Annotated in this window: 15 protein-coding genes and 1 pseudogene; 7 read left to right on the top strand and 9 right to left on the bottom strand. The window is 69.3% G+C overall.

The window, feature by feature from the left end:
- Positions 1 to 47 precede the first annotated feature (47 nt).
- Positions 48 to 722, bottom strand: a complete 675-nt coding sequence (locus tag ACFOWB_RS09455; protein ID WP_261405170.1) for a TetR/AcrR family transcriptional regulator — start codon at positions 720 to 722, stop codon at positions 48 to 50.
- Between the two features lie 164 nt (positions 723 to 886).
- On the opposite strand from ACFOWB_RS09455, the gene ACFOWB_RS09450 reads away from it, so the two are divergent.
- The 3 genes from ACFOWB_RS09450 to ACFOWB_RS09440 are packed head-to-tail and all read left to right on the top strand — an operon-like array spanning position 887 to position 4157.
- On the top strand, positions 887 to 2200 hold the full coding sequence (locus ACFOWB_RS09450) for an NtaA/DmoA family FMN-dependent monooxygenase (RefSeq protein WP_261405171.1): 1314 nt from the start codon (positions 887 to 889) through the stop codon (positions 2198 to 2200).
- Between the two features lie 20 nt (positions 2201 to 2220).
- Positions 2221 to 2742: a flavin reductase gene (locus ACFOWB_RS09445; protein ID WP_261405172.1), complete on the top strand. Its 522-nt coding sequence runs from the start codon at positions 2221 to 2223 to the stop codon at positions 2740 to 2742.
- A complete protein-coding gene (locus tag ACFOWB_RS09440) occupies positions 2739 to 4157 on the top strand; it encodes an amidase (protein ID WP_261405173.1) in 1419 nt (472 codons plus the stop codon). The genes ACFOWB_RS09445 and ACFOWB_RS09440 overlap by 4 nt, the downstream gene beginning before the upstream one ends.
- Before the next feature lie 10 nt (positions 4158 to 4167).
- Here ACFOWB_RS09440 and poxB read toward each other — a convergent pair whose 3' ends face one another.
- The 4 genes from poxB to ACFOWB_RS09420 form a co-directional block, all read right to left on the bottom strand.
- The gene (poxB, locus tag ACFOWB_RS09435; RefSeq protein ID WP_378146953.1) at positions 4168 to 5892 is read right to left on the bottom strand and encodes a ubiquinone-dependent pyruvate dehydrogenase; all 1725 of its coding nucleotides are present in this window, start codon (positions 5890 to 5892) and stop codon (positions 4168 to 4170) included.
- 129 nt (positions 5893 to 6021) lie between these two features.
- The gene (locus tag ACFOWB_RS09430; protein WP_378146951.1) at positions 6022 to 9132 is read right to left on the bottom strand and encodes an efflux RND transporter permease subunit; all 3111 of its coding nucleotides are present in this window, start codon (positions 9130 to 9132) and stop codon (positions 6022 to 6024) included.
- On the bottom strand, positions 9129 to 10199 hold the full coding sequence (locus ACFOWB_RS09425; RefSeq protein ID WP_261405174.1) for an efflux RND transporter periplasmic adaptor subunit: 1071 nt from the start codon (positions 10197 to 10199) through the stop codon (positions 9129 to 9131). Before ACFOWB_RS09425 ends, ACFOWB_RS09430 begins: the two co-directional genes overlap by 4 nt.
- The gene (locus ACFOWB_RS09420) at positions 10196 to 11332 is read right to left on the bottom strand and encodes an efflux RND transporter periplasmic adaptor subunit (RefSeq protein WP_261405175.1); all 1137 of its coding nucleotides are present in this window, start codon (positions 11330 to 11332) and stop codon (positions 10196 to 10198) included. Before ACFOWB_RS09420 ends, ACFOWB_RS09425 begins: the two co-directional genes overlap by 4 nt.
- 448 nt (positions 11333 to 11780) lie before the next feature.
- Here ACFOWB_RS09420 and ACFOWB_RS09415 point away from each other — a divergent pair, with 448 nt between their 5' ends.
- Both ACFOWB_RS09415 and ACFOWB_RS09410 read left to right on the top strand, forming a co-directional pair.
- A complete protein-coding gene (locus tag ACFOWB_RS09415; protein WP_378146948.1) occupies positions 11781 to 13232 on the top strand; it encodes a phospholipase D-like domain-containing protein in 1452 nt (483 codons plus the stop codon).
- A pseudogene (locus tag ACFOWB_RS09410) lies at positions 13136 to 13903 on the top strand (endonuclease/exonuclease/phosphatase family protein); the annotation flags it as partial. The gene ACFOWB_RS09415 and the pseudogene ACFOWB_RS09410, both read left to right, overlap by 97 nt.
- A 62-nt stretch (positions 13904 to 13965) precedes the next feature.
- On the opposite strand, the gene ACFOWB_RS09405 reads toward ACFOWB_RS09410, so the two are convergent.
- Positions 13966 to 14886, bottom strand: coding sequence for a DUF1194 domain-containing protein (locus ACFOWB_RS09405; RefSeq protein ID WP_261405177.1), 921 nt, complete (start codon positions 14884 to 14886; stop codon positions 13966 to 13968).
- A gap of 154 nt (positions 14887 to 15040) precedes the next feature.
- On the opposite strand from ACFOWB_RS09405, the gene ACFOWB_RS09400 reads away from it, so the two are divergent.
- On the top strand, positions 15041 to 15523 hold the full coding sequence (locus tag ACFOWB_RS09400) for an SRPBCC family protein (protein WP_261405178.1): 483 nt from the start codon (positions 15041 to 15043) through the stop codon (positions 15521 to 15523).
- 57 nt (positions 15524 to 15580) lie between these two features.
- On the opposite strand, the gene ACFOWB_RS09395 is transcribed toward ACFOWB_RS09400, so the two are convergent.
- Positions 15581 to 16420: an SDR family oxidoreductase gene (locus ACFOWB_RS09395; protein WP_378146945.1), complete on the bottom strand. Its 840-nt coding sequence runs from the start codon at positions 16418 to 16420 to the stop codon at positions 15581 to 15583.
- A gap of 134 nt (positions 16421 to 16554) precedes the next feature.
- On the opposite strand from ACFOWB_RS09395, the gene ACFOWB_RS09390 reads away from it, so the two are divergent.
- Positions 16555 to 16929 (top strand): winged helix-turn-helix transcriptional regulator, encoded by a 375-nt coding sequence (locus tag ACFOWB_RS09390; RefSeq protein ID WP_261405179.1) that lies wholly within the window; start codon positions 16555 to 16557, stop codon positions 16927 to 16929.
- Here ACFOWB_RS09390 and ACFOWB_RS09385 read toward each other — a convergent pair.
- Positions 16926 to 17549: a glutathione S-transferase family protein gene (locus ACFOWB_RS09385; protein ID WP_261405180.1), complete on the bottom strand. Its 624-nt coding sequence runs from the start codon at positions 17547 to 17549 to the stop codon at positions 16926 to 16928. The genes ACFOWB_RS09390 and ACFOWB_RS09385 overlap by 4 nt on opposite strands.
- A 140-nt stretch (positions 17550 to 17689) precedes the next feature.
- On the bottom strand, positions 17690 to 18124 hold the full coding sequence (gene mscL / locus ACFOWB_RS09380) for a large conductance mechanosensitive channel protein MscL (protein WP_261405712.1): 435 nt from the start codon (positions 18122 to 18124) through the stop codon (positions 17690 to 17692).
- Between the last annotated feature and the right edge of the window lie 116 nt (positions 18125 to 18240).

Raw genomic sequence — 18240 nt, 5'->3', positions numbered from 1 at the left:
GCCGCGGCGCCCTTGCGGGGAGGCGAGCGGCCCGCGATCCGGGCGGCTCAGCCGGCCTTCGGCGGATCGAGCAGCGTCGCGACGAGCTCGCGCAGATCGGCGACGTCGCCTGCGATGCGTCCGTCGCCGCGGCTCGACGAGGCGTAGAAGATGCCGTCGAGCTGGAGGCTGATGGTCCGCGCCGCGCGGGCGACGTCGACCGCCCTGAACTGTCCGGCCGCGACGCCGCGGGCGATGCAGTCCTCGAGCAGCCCCTGCTCGAACGCGTAGAACTCGGCGATCAGCGCGCCGGCGCCCGTCCTGTCGTCCCTGGACGCGGAATGGTCGGACATCAGCTGCGTCATCCGCGTGACCGTCTGGGCGATCGAGAGATGCATGTCGAGCCACGACATGATCTCGGCGCGCGGATCCGCGGCGGCGGCGCGCACGGCCGCATAGCCGTCGTGGAGCTGCTCGATCGCGAAGCCCAGCGCGCGGCGGAATAGATCCTCCTTGCTCTCGAAGTAATGGTAGATCAGCGCCTGGTTGACGCCGCAGGCGGCCGCGATGTCGCGCATCGTGACGTTGGAATAATGCCGCTCGGCGAAGAGCCTCAGCGCCTCCTCGAGGATTTCCCCGGTGCGCTCGGCGGGCGCGAGACGCCGCCTGGCGCGCGCGGGCTCGCGGGGCGCCGCCCCCGCCGCTTCGCTGTCCGCCTTGCGGGCGCCTCGCGCCTTTCTCACGGGCGCCCTCCTCGAAACTGAGCGTCTTCGTCCACGTCCCGGCGCCTCAACTTTGCGCTGCGCAATTCCGCCATGCCGAGCCATATTAAACACGCGTTTAATAACGGCGTCGAGCTTTTGACCGAGGCTTCGCCGATCACGGGTTCAAGTGAAGGGACCGCCCCATGGCCGACAAGCGCTTCCACCTCGCCTGGTTCATGAACTTCACGCCGGACGAGTGGCGCGAGCCCTTCGGCCAGGGCGGCCTGCCGTGGGACGGGCGGTTCTATGTCGAGATGGCCCAGACGCTCGAGCGCGCCTGCTTCGACTACATAATGATCGAGGACAAGCTGATGGTGCCGCAGACCTTCGGCGGCTCCACCAAGGCCTCCCTCAACCACGGCATGATGGTGCCCAAGCACGATCCGGCCCCGCTCGCGGTCGCCATGGGCATGGCGACCTCGCGGCTCGGCGTGGTGGCGACCATGTCCACCATGGCCTACCCGCCCTTCATGATGGCGCGCCTTTCCTCCACCATCGACAGCCTGACGAGAGGCCGTTTCGGCTGGAACATCGTGACGAGCGCGGAAGATCTCGCGGCGCAGAACTTCGGCATGGACAAGCTGCCGCCGCGCGACCAGCGCTACGAGATGGCCGACGAGTATATGGAGGTCATGAACAAGCTGTTCGCGAGCTGGGACAGCGACGCGGTGGTCCTCGACCGGGACGCCGGCGTCTATGCCGACGACACGAAGGTCCACACGATCGATCACGTCGGCAAGTACTACAAGGTCCGCGGCCCGCTCAACACCGTTCCCTCGCCCCAGCAGCGGCCGCTCTACGTGCAGGCCGGCGCCTCGCCCAAGGGCCGCGACTTCGCGGCGACGCACGCCGACAGCATCATCTCGGTGGCGAGCGGCGTCGCCTCGATGAAGGCGTTCCGCGAGGACATCCGCGCCCGCGCCGAACAATTCGGCCGCGACCCGGACGAGATCAAGGTGCTGTTCTGCGTGACGCCGACGCTCGGCGAGACCGACGCCGAGGCGCGCGAAAAGTACCAGCGCATGCTGAACTCGCCGCACTTCATCACCGACACGCTGGCCTCGCTCTCGGCCATCACCGAGATCGACTTCGCGCAGTACGACCTCGACAAGCCGCTGCCCGAAAAACTCGTCACCAACGGCGAGTCCGGCACGCTCGACAAGTTCCAGCAGTGGGGCAGCGGCAAGACGCTGAAAGAACTGGTGGTCGACGGCGGCGGCGGGCTGGTTTCATCCGTGGAGCTCGTCGGCACGCCCGACACGGTCGCCGACCGCATGGGCGAGATCATGGAGGAGGTGGGCGGCGACGGCTTCCTGATCACGACGCCGGTGCTGCGCGTCAGCCGCCGCTTCATCGTCGAGATCGCCGATGGGCTCGTGCCTGCCCTGCAAAAACGCGGTCTTGCGCGCACCGCCTACGCTCACGAAAAACTTCGCGACAACCTCCTCGAGTTCTGACGGGCGAAAGGCGGCACGCGATGGACAAGGCAGCAGACGCCGGACCGATCTCCAAGGAGCGCTATCGCGACGCTATGGCGGCGGTCGCGGCCGCGGTGAACGTCGTCACGACCGATGGTCCGGCCGGCCGCGCGGGCTTCACCGCGACGGCTGTCTGCAGCGTGACCGACGCGCCGCCGACGCTGCTCGTCTGCGTCAAGCGCGACAGCTCGGTCGGCGAGGCGTTCCATGCGAACGGCGTCCTCTGCGTCAACACGCTGGCGCCGGAGCACGAGACCCTCTCCAACCTCTTCGGCGGGCGCACGCCCGTCGAAGAGCGGTTCGCGGCCGCCGACTGGATCATCGGTCCGAGCGGCGCGCCGGTCCTCAAGGGCGCTCTCGCCTCTTTCGACTGCAAGATCAGCAGCATCGTGGACGTCGGGACGCACGCGGTGCTGTTCTGCGAGGTGCTGGGCGTCGGGGGCGGGGAAGGCCGCGAGGGGCTGATCTATGTCGGCCGGCGCTACGACACGGTCACGGCCTTCGCGATGGCGGCCGAGTGAGCGACGGCGGAGCAAGCGGCGACGCGCCTCCCGCGCATCCGCTCGATCTGACGGCGCGGGAGATCGCGGCGGGCGTGCGGAGCCGGCGCTTCTCCGCCGTCGAGGTCATGCGGGAGTCGCTGCGCCGCGCGCGGGCGACGCAAGGATCGTTCAACGCCTTCGTGCTGATCCGGGACGAGGCCGCGATGGCGGCCGCCCGCGAGGCCGACGCGGCCGTCGAGGAGGGCCGCGCGACCGGCTTCCTCCATGGCGTGCCCTTCGCCGCCAAGGACCTGACGCCGACCGCAGGCGACCTCACCACGCTCGGCTCCTGGAGCTCGGGCGACGTCGTCCCCACCGAGAGCGCGCTCTACGTCCGCCGCCTGCAGGCGACGGGCGCGATCCTGATGGCGAAGACCACCACGCCGGAATTCGCGCATTCGAGCCTCACCTGGAGCCCGCGCTTCGGCGCGACGCGCAACCCGCGCGATCCGAGCCGCACGCCCGGCGGCTCCTCGGGCGGCTCCGCGGTCGCGGTCGCGACCGGCGTCGTGCCATTCGCGGAAGGGTCGGACATGGGCGGCTCGGTGCGCATCCCGGCTTCGTTCTGCGGGGTCGTCGGGCTGAAACCGAGTCTCGGCCGGATCCCGATGACGATCCTGCCGAGCGTGTTCGACGACATCTCGCATTTCGGGCCGCTCGCCCGCACGATCGACGACGCCGTCGCATTCCTCGAGGCGACCTCAGGGCCGAGCGACGAGGACATCGGCTCTCTGCCGCTGACCTTCGAGCCCGGCCGGACGCAGGATTCGAGCTTGGCCGGTAAGCGCTTCGCACTGTCGGTCGATCTCGGCTTCTACGCCGTCGAGCCGCAGGTCGAGGCCGCGATCCGACGCGCGGCCGAGGCCATGCGCGCCGCAGGGGCGATCGTCGAGGAGGTCGCGCTGCCCTGGACGCGCGCCGTCGTCGACGAGTGGTACGAGGTCTGGTGCGTGTTCATGTCGGCCTATTTCGGCGACCGCCTCGCGGGCTTCCGCGACCGCATGGACCCCTCGATGGTCGCCATCATGGAGCGCGGCTTCGCCAAGGACGCGACGAGCTACAAGCGCGTCGAGCTGCTGCGCACCGCGATGTGGCGCGACATGGCGAGGCTGTTCGAGAGCTACGACGCGCTGCTCTGCCCGACCTGCGCGGTCACCGCGCCGCCGGTCGAGAAGGTCGACGGCGACTATTTCGGCGAGGACGCGAGCGGGCGTCTGATCGGCCTCGACATGACCTGCCCGTTCAACTTCACGCCGCAATGCCCGGCGCTGTCGGTTCCCGTCGGCGTCGCGGCCGACGGGCTTCCGGTCGGCCTCCAGATCGTCGGCCGACGCTTTGCGGACGAGTCCGTTCTCGCCATCGGCCGGGGCGTGGAGCGGCTCGGGCTCGGCTAGACTTCCGCCGTCACCGGAAGAGGTTCGTCGAGGCGAGGTCCATCACCTCGTCGCCGCGGCCGTTGATGATGGCCTTCAGCATATAGAGGCTGAAGCCCTTGGCCTGTTCGAGCTCGATCTTCGGCGGGATCGACAGCTCCTGCCGCGCCACATGGACGTCGACGAGCGCCGGCCCGTCATGCGCGAAAGCCTGCGCAAGCGCGTCGTCGAGTTGCCCGGAGCTCGTGACCTTCAGACCGCGAATGCCGGCGCTTGTCGCGAGCGCCGCGAAGTCCGGGTTCTCCAGGGCGACATTGGTGTCGAGATAGCCCGCGGCCTTCATCTCCATCTCGACGAAGCCGAGCGAGCCGTTGTTGAAGACGACGATCTTGATCGGCAGCTTGAGCTGCTTGGCGGTGAGCAGGTCGCCCATCAGCATGGCGAAGCCGCCGTCGCCCGACATCGATATCACCTGCCGGCCCGGATAGGCCGCCTGCGCGCCGAGCGCCTGCGGCATGGCGTTGGCCATCGAGCCATGGCGGAACGAGCCGAGGATACGACGCTCTCCGTTCATCGTCAGATAGCGCGCGGCCCAGACCGAGGGCGTGCCGACGTCGACCGCGAACACCGCGTCCCTGGCCGCCAGCGCGTCGATCCGGCGCGCCACATATTGCGGGTGAAGCGGCTTGCCGTCGGCGGCGGGCTTGGCGAGATCGTCGAGGCCCTTGCGCGCGTCCGTATAGTGCTTGCGCGCGGTCTCGACGAAGCCGCGATCGCGGCCCGGCCGGATCTTCGGCATGAGCTCCGCAATCGTCGCCTTGACGTCGCCCACGATCCCAAGCGCGAGCTGCGCGCGGCGGCCGAGGGCGCCCGGCTCCCTGTCGACCTGCACGATCCTGGCCTTCGGCGGATAGAAGTTGCGGTAGGGAAAGTCGGTGCCGAGCATCAGCAGCGTGTCGCAGGACATCATCGCCTGATAGCCGGACGAAAAGCCGATCAGCCCCGTCATGCCGACGTCGAAGGGGTTGTCGTATTCGACGAACTCCTTGCCGCGGAAGGCGTGGACGATCGGCGCGCCCAGGGCGTCGGCGAGCGCCACCACCTCGTCATGCGCGCCGGCGCAACCCGCGCCGCAGAGCATCGTCACGGCGTCGGAGCCGTTCAGCAGTTCGGCGAGCGCCTCGACGTCGGCGGCGTTCGGCAGCAGCCGCGGCTCGGACAGCTTCGGCCAGTCGGACCGCGCGCCCTCCGGGGCCGCCTTCAGCGCGACGTCGCCGGGGATGACCAGCACCGCGACACCCTTGCGGCCGATCGCGGTGCGCATGGCCCGGTGCAGAATCTCGGGCATCTGCCGCGGGTCCTGCACCATCTCGCAGAAATGGCTGCATTCGCGGAAGAGCTCCGTCGGGCGGGTCTCCTGAAAATATTCGAGGCCGATTTCGCTGGACGGAATGTGGGCCGCGATCGCGAGCACGGGCACATGGTTGCGGTGGCAATCGTAGAGCCCGTTGATGAGGTGCAGGTTGCCCGGCCCGCAGCTTCCGGCGCAGACCGCAAGCTCGCCGGTCAGCGCTGCTTCCGCGCCGGCCGAAAACGCCGCCACCTCCTCGTGGCGGACATGCATCCAGGAGATCGACTTCTGCCGCCGGAGGCTGTCGTTCATCGCGTTGAGGCTGTCGCCCGTGACGCCCCAGATGCGTTCGACGCCGGCGTTGGCCAGCGTCTTGACGAGGAGATCGGCGATCGTCTGAGCCATGGGTCGCTCCGGAGAGTGCAGTTTTTGGAACGCGACGGGCCGATCCCGCCGCGATCCAGACCAAACAGGCGGCTCGCCCTGGGCGTTCCGCGCGCAGGGCAGCCATGAGCCGCCTGCGCCGGCCGCCGATCAAGCCGGCGCAGGCGCCTCGTCGCGCCTCGGCTCCTTGAGGCGGAACCAAGCGACATAGAGCGCCGGCAGGAACAGCAGCGTCAGCACCGTGCCGGCGATGATGCCGCCCATCATCGCGAAGGCCATCGGCCCCCAGAAGATCTCGCGCGCGATCGGGATCAGCGCGAGGCTCGCGGCCGAGGCGGTGAGCAGGATCGGCCGCATCCGGTGCTCCGAGGCCTCGACCACAGCGGTCCAGCCGTCGAGGCCCTCCCCGCGCAATTCCTCGATCTGCATCACGAGGATCACCGAATTGCGGATCAGGATGCCGATGAGCGCGAGCACGCCGAGGATCGCCACGAATCCGAGCGGCGCGCCGCTCGGCACGAGCGCCGCCACCACGCCGATCAATCCGAGCGGCGCCACGACGACGACGAGGAACAGGCGCGCGAAGCTTTGCAGCTGGAACATCAGGATCGTGGTCATGGTGAGCAGCATCACCGGCACGACCGCGATGATCGGCCCCTGCCCCTTGCCGCTCTCCTCGACCGCGCCGCCGGTTTCGAAGCGGTAGTCGGACGAGAGTTTCGACGTCACCGGCTCGAGCTTCGGCGCGAGTTGCTTGACCACCGTGGCGGGCTGGATGTCCCCGATCACGCTCGCCTTGAGCGTGATGGTCGGGATGCGGTGGCGCCGCCAGACGATCGGCTGTTCGGACTGGTAGGAGAGGTTCGCGATCGCCGCGAGCGGCACGGTCTGGCCGCTTCCCGTGCGGATCTGGAGGTTCTGCATCGATTCGATCGACGAGCGGTCGACGTCGCGCGCGCGCGCCACGACGTCGATGAGATAGATCGAGTCGCGCACCTGCGTGATGGCGGAGCCGCCCACGATGCCGTTGAGCGCCGTCGAAACGGATTCCGACGTCACGCCGAGCTGCGCGGCCTTATCCTGCAGCACGTCGACCTTCACCACGCGGCCGGGCTCGTTCCAGTCGTACACCACCTGGCCGAGGTTCGGATGGTCGCCCATCACGGCGGCGATCTTCTGCGCCGCGACGCGGGTGCTTTCGAGGTCGGGGCCCCCGATCCGGTACTGCACCGCGCGGCCGACCGGCGGCCCGATGTCGAGCAGGTGGACGAACACGTCCGTGCCCACGAATTCGTCCCGCCCGATCTTGTCGAGCTTGGCGCGCAGCCGTTCGCGCGCCTCGATGCTCTTGGTCACGATGACGATCTGGCCGTAATTGGGGCTCGACGGCTGGACGTCGAAGGACAGCAGGAAGCGCAGCGCGCCCTGCCCGACATAGGACGACCAATGCTCGACGTCCGGATCGCCCTCGAGATGCTTCTCGAAGCGGTCCATCTGCGCGCGCGTCTCGGTGATCGAGGCGTTCTGCGGCGCGGTCCAGTCGACGATGACCTCAACGCGTTCCGACGACGGGAAGAACTGCTGCTGCACGAAGCGCATGCCGAACACCGCGGTCGCGAACATCGCGACGGTGGCCGCGATCGTGACCCATTTCCACCGCACCGACAGGATCAGCAGCCTCTGGAACCCACGCGTGAAGAAGCCTTTCTTCTCGGCGTGCTTCTTGAGCGTCTTGGGCAGCATGGTGACGCCGAGCAGCGGCACGAACAGCACCGCCACCACCCAGGACACGATGAGCGCGACCGCGATCACCACGAACAGCGTGAAGGTGAACTCGCCGGCGCCGCCATTGTTGAAGGCGACCGGAAAGAAGCTGACGATCGTGACCACCGTCCCGGTCAGCATCGGGAAGGCGGTGTGGCTGTAGACGTAGGTCGCGGCCTTCTCGAGCTTGTCGCCGAGTTCGAGTCTGGCGATCATCATCTCGACCGCGATCATCGCGTCGTCGACCAGCAGGCCGAGCGCGATGATGAGCGCGCCGAGCGAGATGCGCTGCAGCGAGACGCCGTAGAGCTTCATCGCCAGGAACGTGATGGCGAGCACCAGCGGGATCGTCACCGCCACCACGAGGCCCGCGCGCACGCCGAGGCTGATGAAGCTGACGATGAGGACGATCACCACCGCCTCGATCAGCGCCTCGACGAAGCCCCAGACGGCGTCTGCGACGAGCTCCGGCTGGTCCGACACCTTGTGCACCCCGACGCCGATCGGCAGGTCGCCCTCGATCTGGCGCATCTTCTCGGTGAGCTGATCGCCGAAGATGGTGAGGTTCGCGCCCGGCTTCATGCCGATGGCGAGGCCGATCGCGGGCTTGCCCTGGTAGCGGAACAAGGCCTGCGGCGGATCCTGATAGCCGCGCGTGATGGTGGCGACGTCGCCCAGTCGGAAGAAGCGGTCGTTGATCCGCAGGTTGATGGCCCTGAGGCTCTCCTCCGACTGGAAGGAGCCGCTGACGCGCACGCTCACCCGCTCGCCCCTGGCCTCGATCACGCCCGAGGGCGTGATCGCGTTCTGGCCCTGCAGCGCGCTCACCACCATCTGTTGCGTGATGCCGAGCGCCGCGACCTGGCGCGTCGAGAACTCGAGATAGATCACCTCGTCCTGCGCGCCGACGAGCTCGACCTTGCCGGCGTCGCGCAGCGTCAGGATCTTCGAGCGCACGCTTTCGACGTAGTCGCGGAGCTGGCGCTGGGAGAGGCCGTCCGAGGTGAAGGCGTAGATGTTGCCGAAGACGTCGCCGAAATCGTCGTCGAAGAACGGCCCCTGCACGCCCGAGGGCAGCTCGGACCTGATGTCCGAGATGATGTTGCGGATGCGCAGCCAGTAGCCTTGGACGGATTTCCCGGGCGTGGTGTCCTTCAGATAGACGTAAAGCGTCGTGCGGCCCGGGGCGTTGATGCTCTTGACGTAGTCGAGCGCGTCGATCTCCTCGAGCTTCTTCTCGATGCGCTCGGACACCTGGGTCATGGTGTCCTCGACCGTGGCGCCGGGCCATGTCGCCTGGATCACCATGGTCTTGATCGTGAAGTCCGGGTCTTCGGCGCGGCCGAGGCTGAGATACGACATCAGTCCCGCGACCGCGAAGACCATCATGAAGTACCAGATCAGCGAGCGGTGCTTGAGCGCCCAGACCGAGAGATTGAACGGCTCGCGGCCCGTCGCTTCGCCGCCGTCGGGCGGACTGGCTCCTTCGGCGCTCACTCGCCCGCCCCCAGCTTGACGGCCTGACCCTCGGACAGGCTGTTGGCGCCTGCGATCACCACCCGCTCGCCGGCGGGCACGCCGCCGGACAACCGGACGATGCGGGCGTCCCGATGCGCGATCTCGACTCCGACGCTGCGAACCGTCTTGCCGTTCTTGTCCACGATCCAGACGCGAGGCGCTCCGTCGCGCTCGAACACGGAGGTCGTCGGAAGTTCGATCGAAGGATCGCCGGTCGGACGCTGGGGCGCGGCGAAGATCGTCGCGCCAAGTCTGAAGGCCTCCTGCGGCCGCTCGAGCGTGATCTTGATCCGCCTCAGCCGCGTGGCGGCGTCGGCCTCGGGCGCGATCTCGCGCACCTTGCCGTCCGCGACGACGGTGGGGTCGGCCTGCAGCGCGACGCGGAACGGCGCGCCCGGGGCTAGCGCCTGGGCGACGTCGTCGGGCACGTCGACCACTGCCTCGCGAATGTCGGTGCGCGCGAGCGTCATCACGCGCATGCCGGGCGACGCCATCTGGCCGACCTCGGCGTAGACCGCGGTGACGACGCCGTCGAGATCGGCCGCAAGAGTGGTGTAGCCGAGTTGCTCCTTGGCCTTTGCGAAGCGGGCCTCGGCCTGCTGCACCGAGGCGGCGGCGGCGTCGAGAGCCTGCTGCGCGGCGTCGAGATCGGCCTGGGTGTAGACGCCCTGCTTGACGAGCGTCTGCGTGCGATCCTTCTGCGCGCTGGTCTTCTCGAGCTGCGACTTCGCGGTCACGACCTCCGACTGCGCCGACCGGACTGCGAGCTGGTAGGTCAGCGGATCGTTGGTCGCGATCGTCTGCCCGACTTTGACCAGATCGCCGACGTCGACGTTGCGGCTGATGATCCGCCCCAGCACCTGGAACGCCCGGTCGGTCTGGTAGCGGGGCTCGACGACGCCCGCGAAACCGATCCTCTTGGCGTCGGCGGGCTCGGCGACCACCGACAGCACGGGGCGGACGACCGGCGGGGGCGGCGGATCTTCGCCGCAGCCCGCAAGCGGAGCCGCGCAGACGGCGGCGAAAAGGCAGGAGCGAAGCGTCACGGCTGTCCCTCCGGCTTCGGCGCCGCGCCGCCGGTCTCGAAATCGACCGTCTGGCCAGGCCTCAGAAGCTGGCCGCCGCGGGTCACGACCAGTTCGCCGGCCTTGAGCCCATCGTTCAGCACCAGCTGGCCGGTGCGGTAGCCGAGAACGTCGACCTTGCGCAGCGACGCGGTCTTGGCGTTCGGATCGACGATCCAGACGGCGGGCTTGCCGTTCTCGGCGAAGAAAGCCGTCCAGGGCAGCACGATGGTGTCGGCGGGCTTGAAGCGCCCCGCCCCCTGCACCGGCGCGCCGAGGCTCATCTCCGGCGGCGGCCTGTCGAGCGCGATCTTGACCCGCACGGTCCCGCGCGCGGCGTCGACGGTGGGCGAGACCTCGCGCACCACGCCGATCGTCTTGATCGCCGGGTTGGAGAGCAGCGTGATCTCGACCCGCTTGTCGGGCGGCGGCTTTGCGGGCAGCGCCTCGAACACGTCGAACACCGCGTCGCGCGCGCCGTCCTGCGCGACCGTGTAGACCGCCTGCGCGACCGCCACGACCTGCCCGACCTCCGCGGTGCGCGCCGTCACCACGCCGTCGGCGTCGGCGCGAAGCTCGGTGTTGGCGAGCGCGTCCTCGGCCGAACCGAGCGCCGCTCTCGCGCCGTCCAGCCCCGCCTTCGCGCCGTCGAGCGCCTGCTTGGCGCTGTCGAAGTTCGGCCGGGTGGTGAAGCCCTGACCGATCAGATCCTTCTGGCGCGAGAAGCTCGACTCGGCCTCCTTTAGCGTCGCCTCCGCCGAGGCGACCCCGGCCTTCGCCGCGCTCACGTCGGCCTCCTGCTGGGTGGTCTCGAGGCGGGCGAGGATCTGCCCCTTCGTCACATGGTCTCCCACCTCGACATTGCGCGCGGCGATGCGCCCCTCGATGCGGAAGGCGAGCTGGCTCTGGATCCGCGCCGCGATCTGTCCCGTGAGCGCGACCTCAGGCGCGAACTGCGTGAGGGCGACGGGCGTGACCTCGACCTCCGTCACGTGCTTGGGCGGCGGCGGCGGAGCCTCGCCGCAGCCCGACAGGGACGCGAGGCCGGCCGCGACAAGAAGTTTCCCAGCGACGCCGCGACGCCGTGATCGACCTCCGCTCCCTGGCAGCACCATGAGCACCCCCGGCTGTATCGAGACTGCGAACGTGGACGACGCTCTCGGAAAGACGACGACTGACTGATGCCCCCGGCTGTCGCCAAGGATGGGAAGAGAAACCCGCCGTCACAGGTTCTGGTGACGCGCCGCCAAAAGTAAACCTGTGGCCCCAACGTTATGCGGGACATAATCGAGGGCTTTGAGAGCCCGGCGCCGCCTTCTCGCGCGCGCTCGAAAGTTCCGTCGAACGCGCGGCGCCCGTCCCCAAGGCCTCAATCTTCGCGCGAGGCGGCCGCGGGTTCTTCGGCACGCCGCCTCTACGCCGGCGACCGCCATGAAGCCGCTTGGCCGGACGGCCGAGCGAGCCGCGACGAGCGTGGCCCGCTTTGCTCCGACGCGGTGTTGAAGGGCGGGCGGCTGCGCGGGCGCGGCGGATCGGATAGGATCGAGCCCGTTCGTTCAGGGCATGGACGCGCTCCCGGCGCGGAAAGCCCGCTCCCACGCGGCGACGAGATTCGTGACGCTCAGCGAGCTCCAGTACGAAGGCCTGTGGGTCACGGCGCTGCATGTCGCCATCGCGACCGCGACCTCTGTCCACGTGCTGCTGCGAAAGCGCGACGTGCGGGCGGCGATCGGCTGGATCGGGGTCGCGTGGCTCTCGCCGGTGTTCGGCGCCGCGCTCTACTTCTTCTTCGGCATCAACCGCGTCCACCGCAAGGCGCGGCGGCTGCGCGGCGTCAGCCATTCGCAGACGCGCTCGGATCCCGACGCGCGCGAGATTTCGGCGCAGGACCGTCTCGCCACGGCGGTCGGAGCCATCACCGGGCTCGAACGCGTCGACGGCGTGGTGGAGGCTGTCCTCCAGTCGGGCGACGAGGCCTATCCGGCGATGCTCGCGGCGATCTCGCAGGCCAGGACCAGCGTCGAGCTCTCGACCTTCATCTTCCGCACCGACTCCGCAGGAACGCCGTTCGTGGAGGCGCTCGCCGCAGCGCATGAGCGCGGCGTCGCGGTGCGCGTGCTGATCGACGGCATGGGCGGCGGCTATTTTCGTTCGCCCGCCTGGCGGGCGCTGCGGCGGCGCGGCGTTCCGGCCGCGCGGTTCCTGCATTCGGCCTGGCCGTGGCGCATGCCGCTGCTCGACCTCCGGCTCCACAAGAAGGCGCTGATCCTCGACCGGCGGCTCGCCTTCGTGGGCGGGCTCAACATCGCCGGCGAGAACGTGCTGGCGCGCCCGACCGACGAGCCGGTCCGCGACACCCATTTCCGAGTCAGCGGCGCGGTCGTCGACCAGATCGCCGACAGTTTCGACGAGGACTGGGCCTTCGTCACCGGAGACGACGTGCCGGAGACGCCCGCGAGGCCGTCCGCGGACGGGCCGCCCGCCCGCGCGGTGGTGTCCGGGCCGGACCAGACGGTCGACCGCCTCGTCCTGACGCTGCTCGCCGCGATCGCCTCCGCGCGCCGGACGATCCGGATCGCGACGCCCTATTTCCTGCCCGACGAGCGGCTGATCACCGCCCTTCAGGTCGCCGCGCTGCGCGGGGTGGAGGTCAGGATCGTCACGCCCGCGGTCAACAATCACCGACTCGTCGCCTGGGCCTCCGACGGGCATGTCCGGCCGCTGCTCGAGGCCGGCTGCCGGCTCTTTCGCTCCGAGCCGCCTTTCGACCACTCGAAGCTCATGACGATCGACGACGTCTGGTGCCTGATCGGCAGCGCGAACTGGGACGCGCGCAGCCTGCGCCTCAATTTCGAACTGACCGTGGAGCTCTATGACGCCGCGCTCGCGGCGCGGCTGTCCGGGCTCATCGATTCGAAATGCGCCGCGGCCGCCTCGCTCGAGGAGCTCGACGCCAAGCCGCTCGCGATCAAGCTGCGCGACGCGACCGTCCGGCTCGCGTCGCCCTACCTGTAACCGACCAAGGCAACATCCGCCCCGTGAAGGTCGCGACCTACAACATCCACAAATGCGTCGGGACGGACGGCCGCTCGCGGCCGGACCGCATCATCGCGGTGCTGAAGGAGATCGGCGCCGAGGTGGTGGCGCTGCAGGAGGCGGACCGGCGCTTCGGCCAGCGCATCGGCCTGCTCGACCTCGAGGCGCTGCGGCAGGAGACGGGCCTGCGGCTCCTCGCCCAGTCGGACGCGCCTGACGGCCATGGCTGGCACGGGAACGCGCTCCTCGTCGCGCGCGAGCCGGTGTCCTACCGGCGCACCCGCATCCGGCTTCCAGGCGTCGAGCCGCGCGGCGCGATCCTGGTCGATCTCGACCTCGGCGACGGTCCGTTCCGCATCATCGCAGCGCATTTCGGCCTGCTGCGCCGCTCGCGGGTGAGCCAGGCGGGCGCGATCGTCTCCGCCTTCGGCCGCCTGCCGCCGATGCCGACGGTCCTGCTCGGCGACCTCAACGAATGGCGCGCGCGCCGTGGCTCCTCGCTCAACGTGTTCGAGCCCCTGTTCGGCGAGCCGAAGCCGCTGGCGAGTTTTCCCTCGCGGCGGCCGATGTTCCCGCTCGACCGCATCTTCGGCTGGCCGCGCGGGCTGGTGCACGACCACGCCGTCCACGACACGCCGCTCGCGCGCAAGGCCTCGGACCACCTGCCGCTGACCGCCAAGGTGGACCTGTCGGGCCACGGGCCGGCCTTCCTTCAGTCCGTCCCCGACGCGACGACGCCGGACGCGGCGCCGACCGCCGGACCCGACGGCTCGCGGCTCCGGCGCGCCAGAAGGCTGATCTCGGTCACGAGCTTGCGGCGCAGGGCGCGCGAAAAGTCCTCATAGCCCTGCGCGACCAGCAGGAACGCGCCGGGACCGCCGATCACGTGGTCGCGGTACCATCGGTCGAGCGTCGTCGCCTCCTGGTCGGGCCGCGAGGGAAGCTCGCGCAGGCCGAAGCCCGGCTTCCTGAAGGCCCCCACCCCGACCACGTCGTTTTCTCCCGGCACCAGGATCGGGAGGCCGTTGATGGTGGCTCCAAGCGCCAGCACCGCGTCGCGCTCCTCGTGGATCTCGCGGACGTCGCCGCAATTGTCGATGCCGTCGCCCGAGACGTCGACCACGAGCGTCTCGACCGGGTTTGGCAGCGCCGGAATGAGCGTCTGCGAGACGACGCGCAGCATGCCGCCGATGCAGGTGAACTGACCGGGCTCGCGCGGGATGCGCCGGACTTCGTCGGCGAACGCCCTCGCGTCTGAAAGAGAGGCGACACGGCGCCAGCCGACCGAGACGCGCGCGCCGTCGGCCCAGGTGACGACCGAGAGCCAGACGCCCGCGCCGCCGGTCGCCGAAATCGCCGACAGCGTCACCGGATCCTCCAGCGCCTCCGCGATCCCTTCGAGCTGGAGGTTGTAGCGGGCTTCGTCCACCGAGCCGGAGACGTCGATCGAGAGAACCAGCGCGGTGGCGGGCCGCGCGTCCTCCGCCTCGCGGGCGGGCGCGCCGCCGATCGCGGCCGCGCAGATGAGCGCGACGGCGACGAGACGGTTCGCGAAGCCTTCGATGACGGCCCTGCCCTTCAGCGCGGCGCTCCCTCGCGTTCCTGGTTCGACGACGCGCGGACGATCGGCCATCGCGCGGCCGCGCGATACCGGAACAAAGGTCAATAGGCGCGCCTCGGCCTCGCCCGAAAGTGGAAGCCCGCTACCCTTCACGAAATCCGGCGCTAGACCCTCTGAGCCAAGGGGCGGAAAGCCCAAGACGCAAGAATCCAGAGGGAGCGGAACAATGATCAAGCGCATTTCGGCTGTGGCCGCCGTGGCGGCGCTCGCCGCGACGCCCGCCTTCGCGGTGACCGTCACGGAAACGACCCCCGTCACCGCCCCGCCCGACAAGGTGTGGGCGACGATCGGCGACTTCTGCGGCATCGCCCAATGGCATCCGGCGGTGGAGGGCTGCACGCTGGTCGAGGGCGGGGCGAAGCCGGTCCGCCGCCTGCAGCTGAAGGGCGGCGGCGAGATCGTCGAGGAGCTCGTCGGGCGCGACGAGGCGGCGATGACCTACACCTACGCGATCCTCGAAAGCCCGCTCCCGGTCTCAAACTACATCTCGACCATCCAGGTGAAGTCCGCCGGCGCGTCCGGAGGCTCGACCATCACCTGGACGGGCGACTTCCAGGCCAAGGGCGCGAGCGAGGCCGAGGCCAAGACCGTGATCGACGGGATCTATGTGAAAGGCCTCGCCGGCATCGTGGACGGCGCGACCAAGTAACCCTGACGAACGAAAGATCCGCGGGGGCGGCGCAGACGCGGCCCCCGCGGGACGCGCTCAGGACGAGAGAGCGGCGGCGTTGTCGCGCGCGTAGTCGGCGAGCGTGCGGGGCGCATGGCCCGACAGCGTCTCGACGTCGCCGGTGGTCGGCGCGGTGTGGCCCGCGCGGACCGGCTCGAAGATCGTCGCCAGAAAGCGCGCATAGTCCTCCGGGACGCCGCCCGAGACCAGCGCGGCCACGAAGGTCTCGTCGTCGATCGCGCGGTAGGCGACAGGACGGCCGAGCGCGCTTGAGAGGACTTCGGCCGCCGCGGCGTAGCCGAGCGCCTGCGGGCCGGTGAGCGTGAAGGCGTGGCCATCGAAGCGATCGCTCGTCAGCGCGCCGACTGCGCTGTCGGCGATGTCGCGGGCGTCGACGAAGCTGCTCGCGCCGTCGCCTGCCGGAAGCGCGATCTCACCGACCGCGACGCCCGGCTTCCAGAACGTGTGGAAATTGTCCGCGAACCAGTTGGGCCGAAGGATCACGAAAGGCCGCCCGCTCGCCTCGACGGCGCGCTCGACGCGCCGATAGGGATTGGCCTCGTCGGCGTCCGCGCCCATCACGGTCTGCAGCACGATCTTGACGCCGCGCGCCGCCGCCGCCTCGACGACGGGCAGAAGCCGGCCGGGCACGTCGGTCGTGCCGGTGGGCGCCAGCAGATACGCGCCGTCGACCACTTCCAAGGCGGGCCCGTAGGTCGCCGGGTCGCCGAAATCGAACCGCACGCCCTCCGCGCCCTCGATCGGCGCTCCCGAGCGCGACGCCGCCTTCACGGACACGCCCTTCGCCACGAGCGCCCGCACGAGAGGACGTCCGACAGTGCCGCTCGCGCCGAGAACCAGAACCTTGCTCGCCATCTTCGTCTCTTGGTATCTAATGGAAACCATGTTACGAAGCGATACATAGACGCCTCTCGCGCGGGCCGTAAGAAGGCACGCGGGAGTGCGCTGGTTTCCGGTCGGAAACCTTTCAGCGTCTTGGAGAACAGGCGATGCGCCAGCAATACGACGTCTACGCCATGCGCTGTCCGACGCGGATGGTGCTGGACCGGATCGCGGACAAATGGGCGCTGCTGCTGCTCGACCGCCTCGCAGAGGAGCCGATGCGCTTCAACCGCCTAAGACGGGACATCGAGGGCCTGTCGCAGAAGGTGCTGTCGCAGACGCTGAAGCGCTTGGAGCGGGATGGGCTCGTCTTTCGCGAAGCCTTCGCCACCGTTCCGGTCACGGTCGAATATTCGCTGACGCCGCTCGGCCGCACTCTGAACGAGACGGCCTCAGCGCTCGCCCACTGGGCGGAGCGCAACATGGACGAGATCCTCCAAGCGCAGGCGGCCTACGACCGGAAGACGAGCGGGGGGAGCTAGCCTCTCCCGAACGCCCGCCTGTGCGCGGGCCGCTCGGCGATGCGGCTGAGATAGCCGGCGAAGCGCTCGGGTCCCGGCAGCTTGCCCCAGCCGGCGAGCCAGCCGAGGAACGAGCCGATCGTGAGATCCGCGGCGGTGAAGCTCTCGCCCTGGAGCCAGGGGCCGGGCTTCAGCGCGGCCTCGACGCGCTCCAGCGCCTCGTCAAAGCTCGGCCAGCCCGTCATCACCGGCGACGGCGCGTCCTTGCGCGGAAAGAACGCGTCCATCAGCGCCGGTTCGAGCACGCTCGCCGAATAGACGATCCAGCCGAGATAGGGCCCGCGCTCGAGCGAGCCCGGCGCCGGCGCAAGGCCGGCCTCGGGAACCGCGTCCGCCACGTGGATGACGATCGCGGCGGATTCCGTGACCACGACCTCCGCGGTCCCCTCCGGACCGCGGTCGACGAGCGTCGGGATCTTGCCGTGCGGGTTGAGCGCCAGGAACTCGGGCGACTTGTGCGTCCGGGCTTCGAGGTCGTGGGAGACGAGCTCGTAGGGCGCGCCCGTCTCCTCCAGCAGCCACTTGATGCGCTGGGCGCGCGACTGCGGATGATGGTGCAGCACGAACCGGGCGGCGGCCATTGGGCTCTCCTCGCCAAAGACGGCCAGCGGTCGGGCGACCGCCGGAACCGGGGCGTCATCCCTGCCGAAGAGCCGGGATCCGGGAACACGGCCCAGAACGGCGGCGCGTCCGACGCGTGTTCCGCAGGCGTCCTTTGGCCTCAGACCTTGGGCGCGGACGCCCCGGAGGCGAGGAGATCGCGGATCTCGGCCAGCAGCTTGACGTCGGCCGGCACTTCCGCGGCCGGCGCGGGCTTGGCCTCTTCCCTTTTCTTCATCCGGTTCATCGCCTTGATCACCATGAATAGGATGAAGGCGATGATGATGAAGTTGATGGTGATGGTCAGGAAGCTGCCATAGGCGAGCACCGCGCCCTGCTTCTTGGCGTCGACGAGCGCGGGCGACGTCACGGCGGACGACAGGCCGACGAAGTAGTTCGAGAAATCCAGGCCGCCGATGACCGCGCCGACGATCGGCATGAAGATGTCGGCCACGAGGCTTTCGACGATCTTGCCGAAGGCCGCGCCGATGATGACGCCGACCGCGAGGTCGACGACGTTGCCCTTCATTGCGAATTCTTTGAACTCTTGCACCATCGACATGGCGGAACCCCCTGTAACGGCCGGCAGATGACAAAACGCCGGCTATGCCGTTAGAGGTTATCGAGCCCGGCGAGCGATTGGCAAGACGACGGCGCGCAATGACTTGGCGC

The sequence above is a fragment of the Chenggangzhangella methanolivorans genome, assembly GCF_042648545.1.
In the GTDB taxonomy this organism is placed as follows: Bacteria; Pseudomonadota; Alphaproteobacteria; order Rhizobiales; family Methylopilaceae; genus Methylopila; species Methylopila methanolivorans.
This window is presented reverse-complemented; position numbering and strand designations above follow the sequence as displayed.

What these genes read in the sequence shown, in the direction of transcription:
- ACFOWB_RS09390 (WP_261405179.1), top strand. Translation starts at nt 16,555, where the DNA reads ATGCGCCAGCAATACGACGTCTACGCCATGCGCTGTCCGACGCGGATG.
- ACFOWB_RS09420 (WP_261405175.1), bottom strand. Translation starts at nt 11,332, where the DNA reads ATGGTGCTGCCAGGGAGCGGAGGTCGATCACGGCGTCGCGGCGTCGCT.
- ACFOWB_RS09395 (WP_378146945.1), bottom strand. Translation starts at nt 16,420, where the DNA reads ATGGCGAGCAAGGTTCTGGTTCTCGGCGCGAGCGGCACTGTCGGACGT.
- ACFOWB_RS09400 (WP_261405178.1), top strand. Translation starts at nt 15,041, where the DNA reads ATGATCAAGCGCATTTCGGCTGTGGCCGCCGTGGCGGCGCTCGCCGCG.
- ACFOWB_RS09450 (WP_261405171.1), top strand. Translation starts at nt 887, where the DNA reads ATGGCCGACAAGCGCTTCCACCTCGCCTGGTTCATGAACTTCACGCCG.
- ACFOWB_RS09405 (WP_261405177.1), bottom strand. Translation starts at nt 14,886, where the DNA reads ATGGCCGATCGTCCGCGCGTCGTCGAACCAGGAACGCGAGGGAGCGCC.
- ACFOWB_RS09445 (WP_261405172.1), top strand. Translation starts at nt 2,221, where the DNA reads ATGGACAAGGCAGCAGACGCCGGACCGATCTCCAAGGAGCGCTATCGC.
- poxB (WP_378146953.1), bottom strand. Translation starts at nt 5,892, where the DNA reads ATGGCTCAGACGATCGCCGATCTCCTCGTCAAGACGCTGGCCAACGCC.
- mscL (WP_261405712.1), bottom strand. Translation starts at nt 18,124, where the DNA reads ATGGTGCAAGAGTTCAAAGAATTCGCAATGAAGGGCAACGTCGTCGAC.
- ACFOWB_RS09385 (WP_261405180.1), bottom strand. Translation starts at nt 17,549, where the DNA reads ATGGCCGCCGCCCGGTTCGTGCTGCACCATCATCCGCAGTCGCGCGCC.
- ACFOWB_RS09415 (WP_378146948.1), top strand. Translation starts at nt 11,781, where the DNA reads ATGGACGCGCTCCCGGCGCGGAAAGCCCGCTCCCACGCGGCGACGAGA.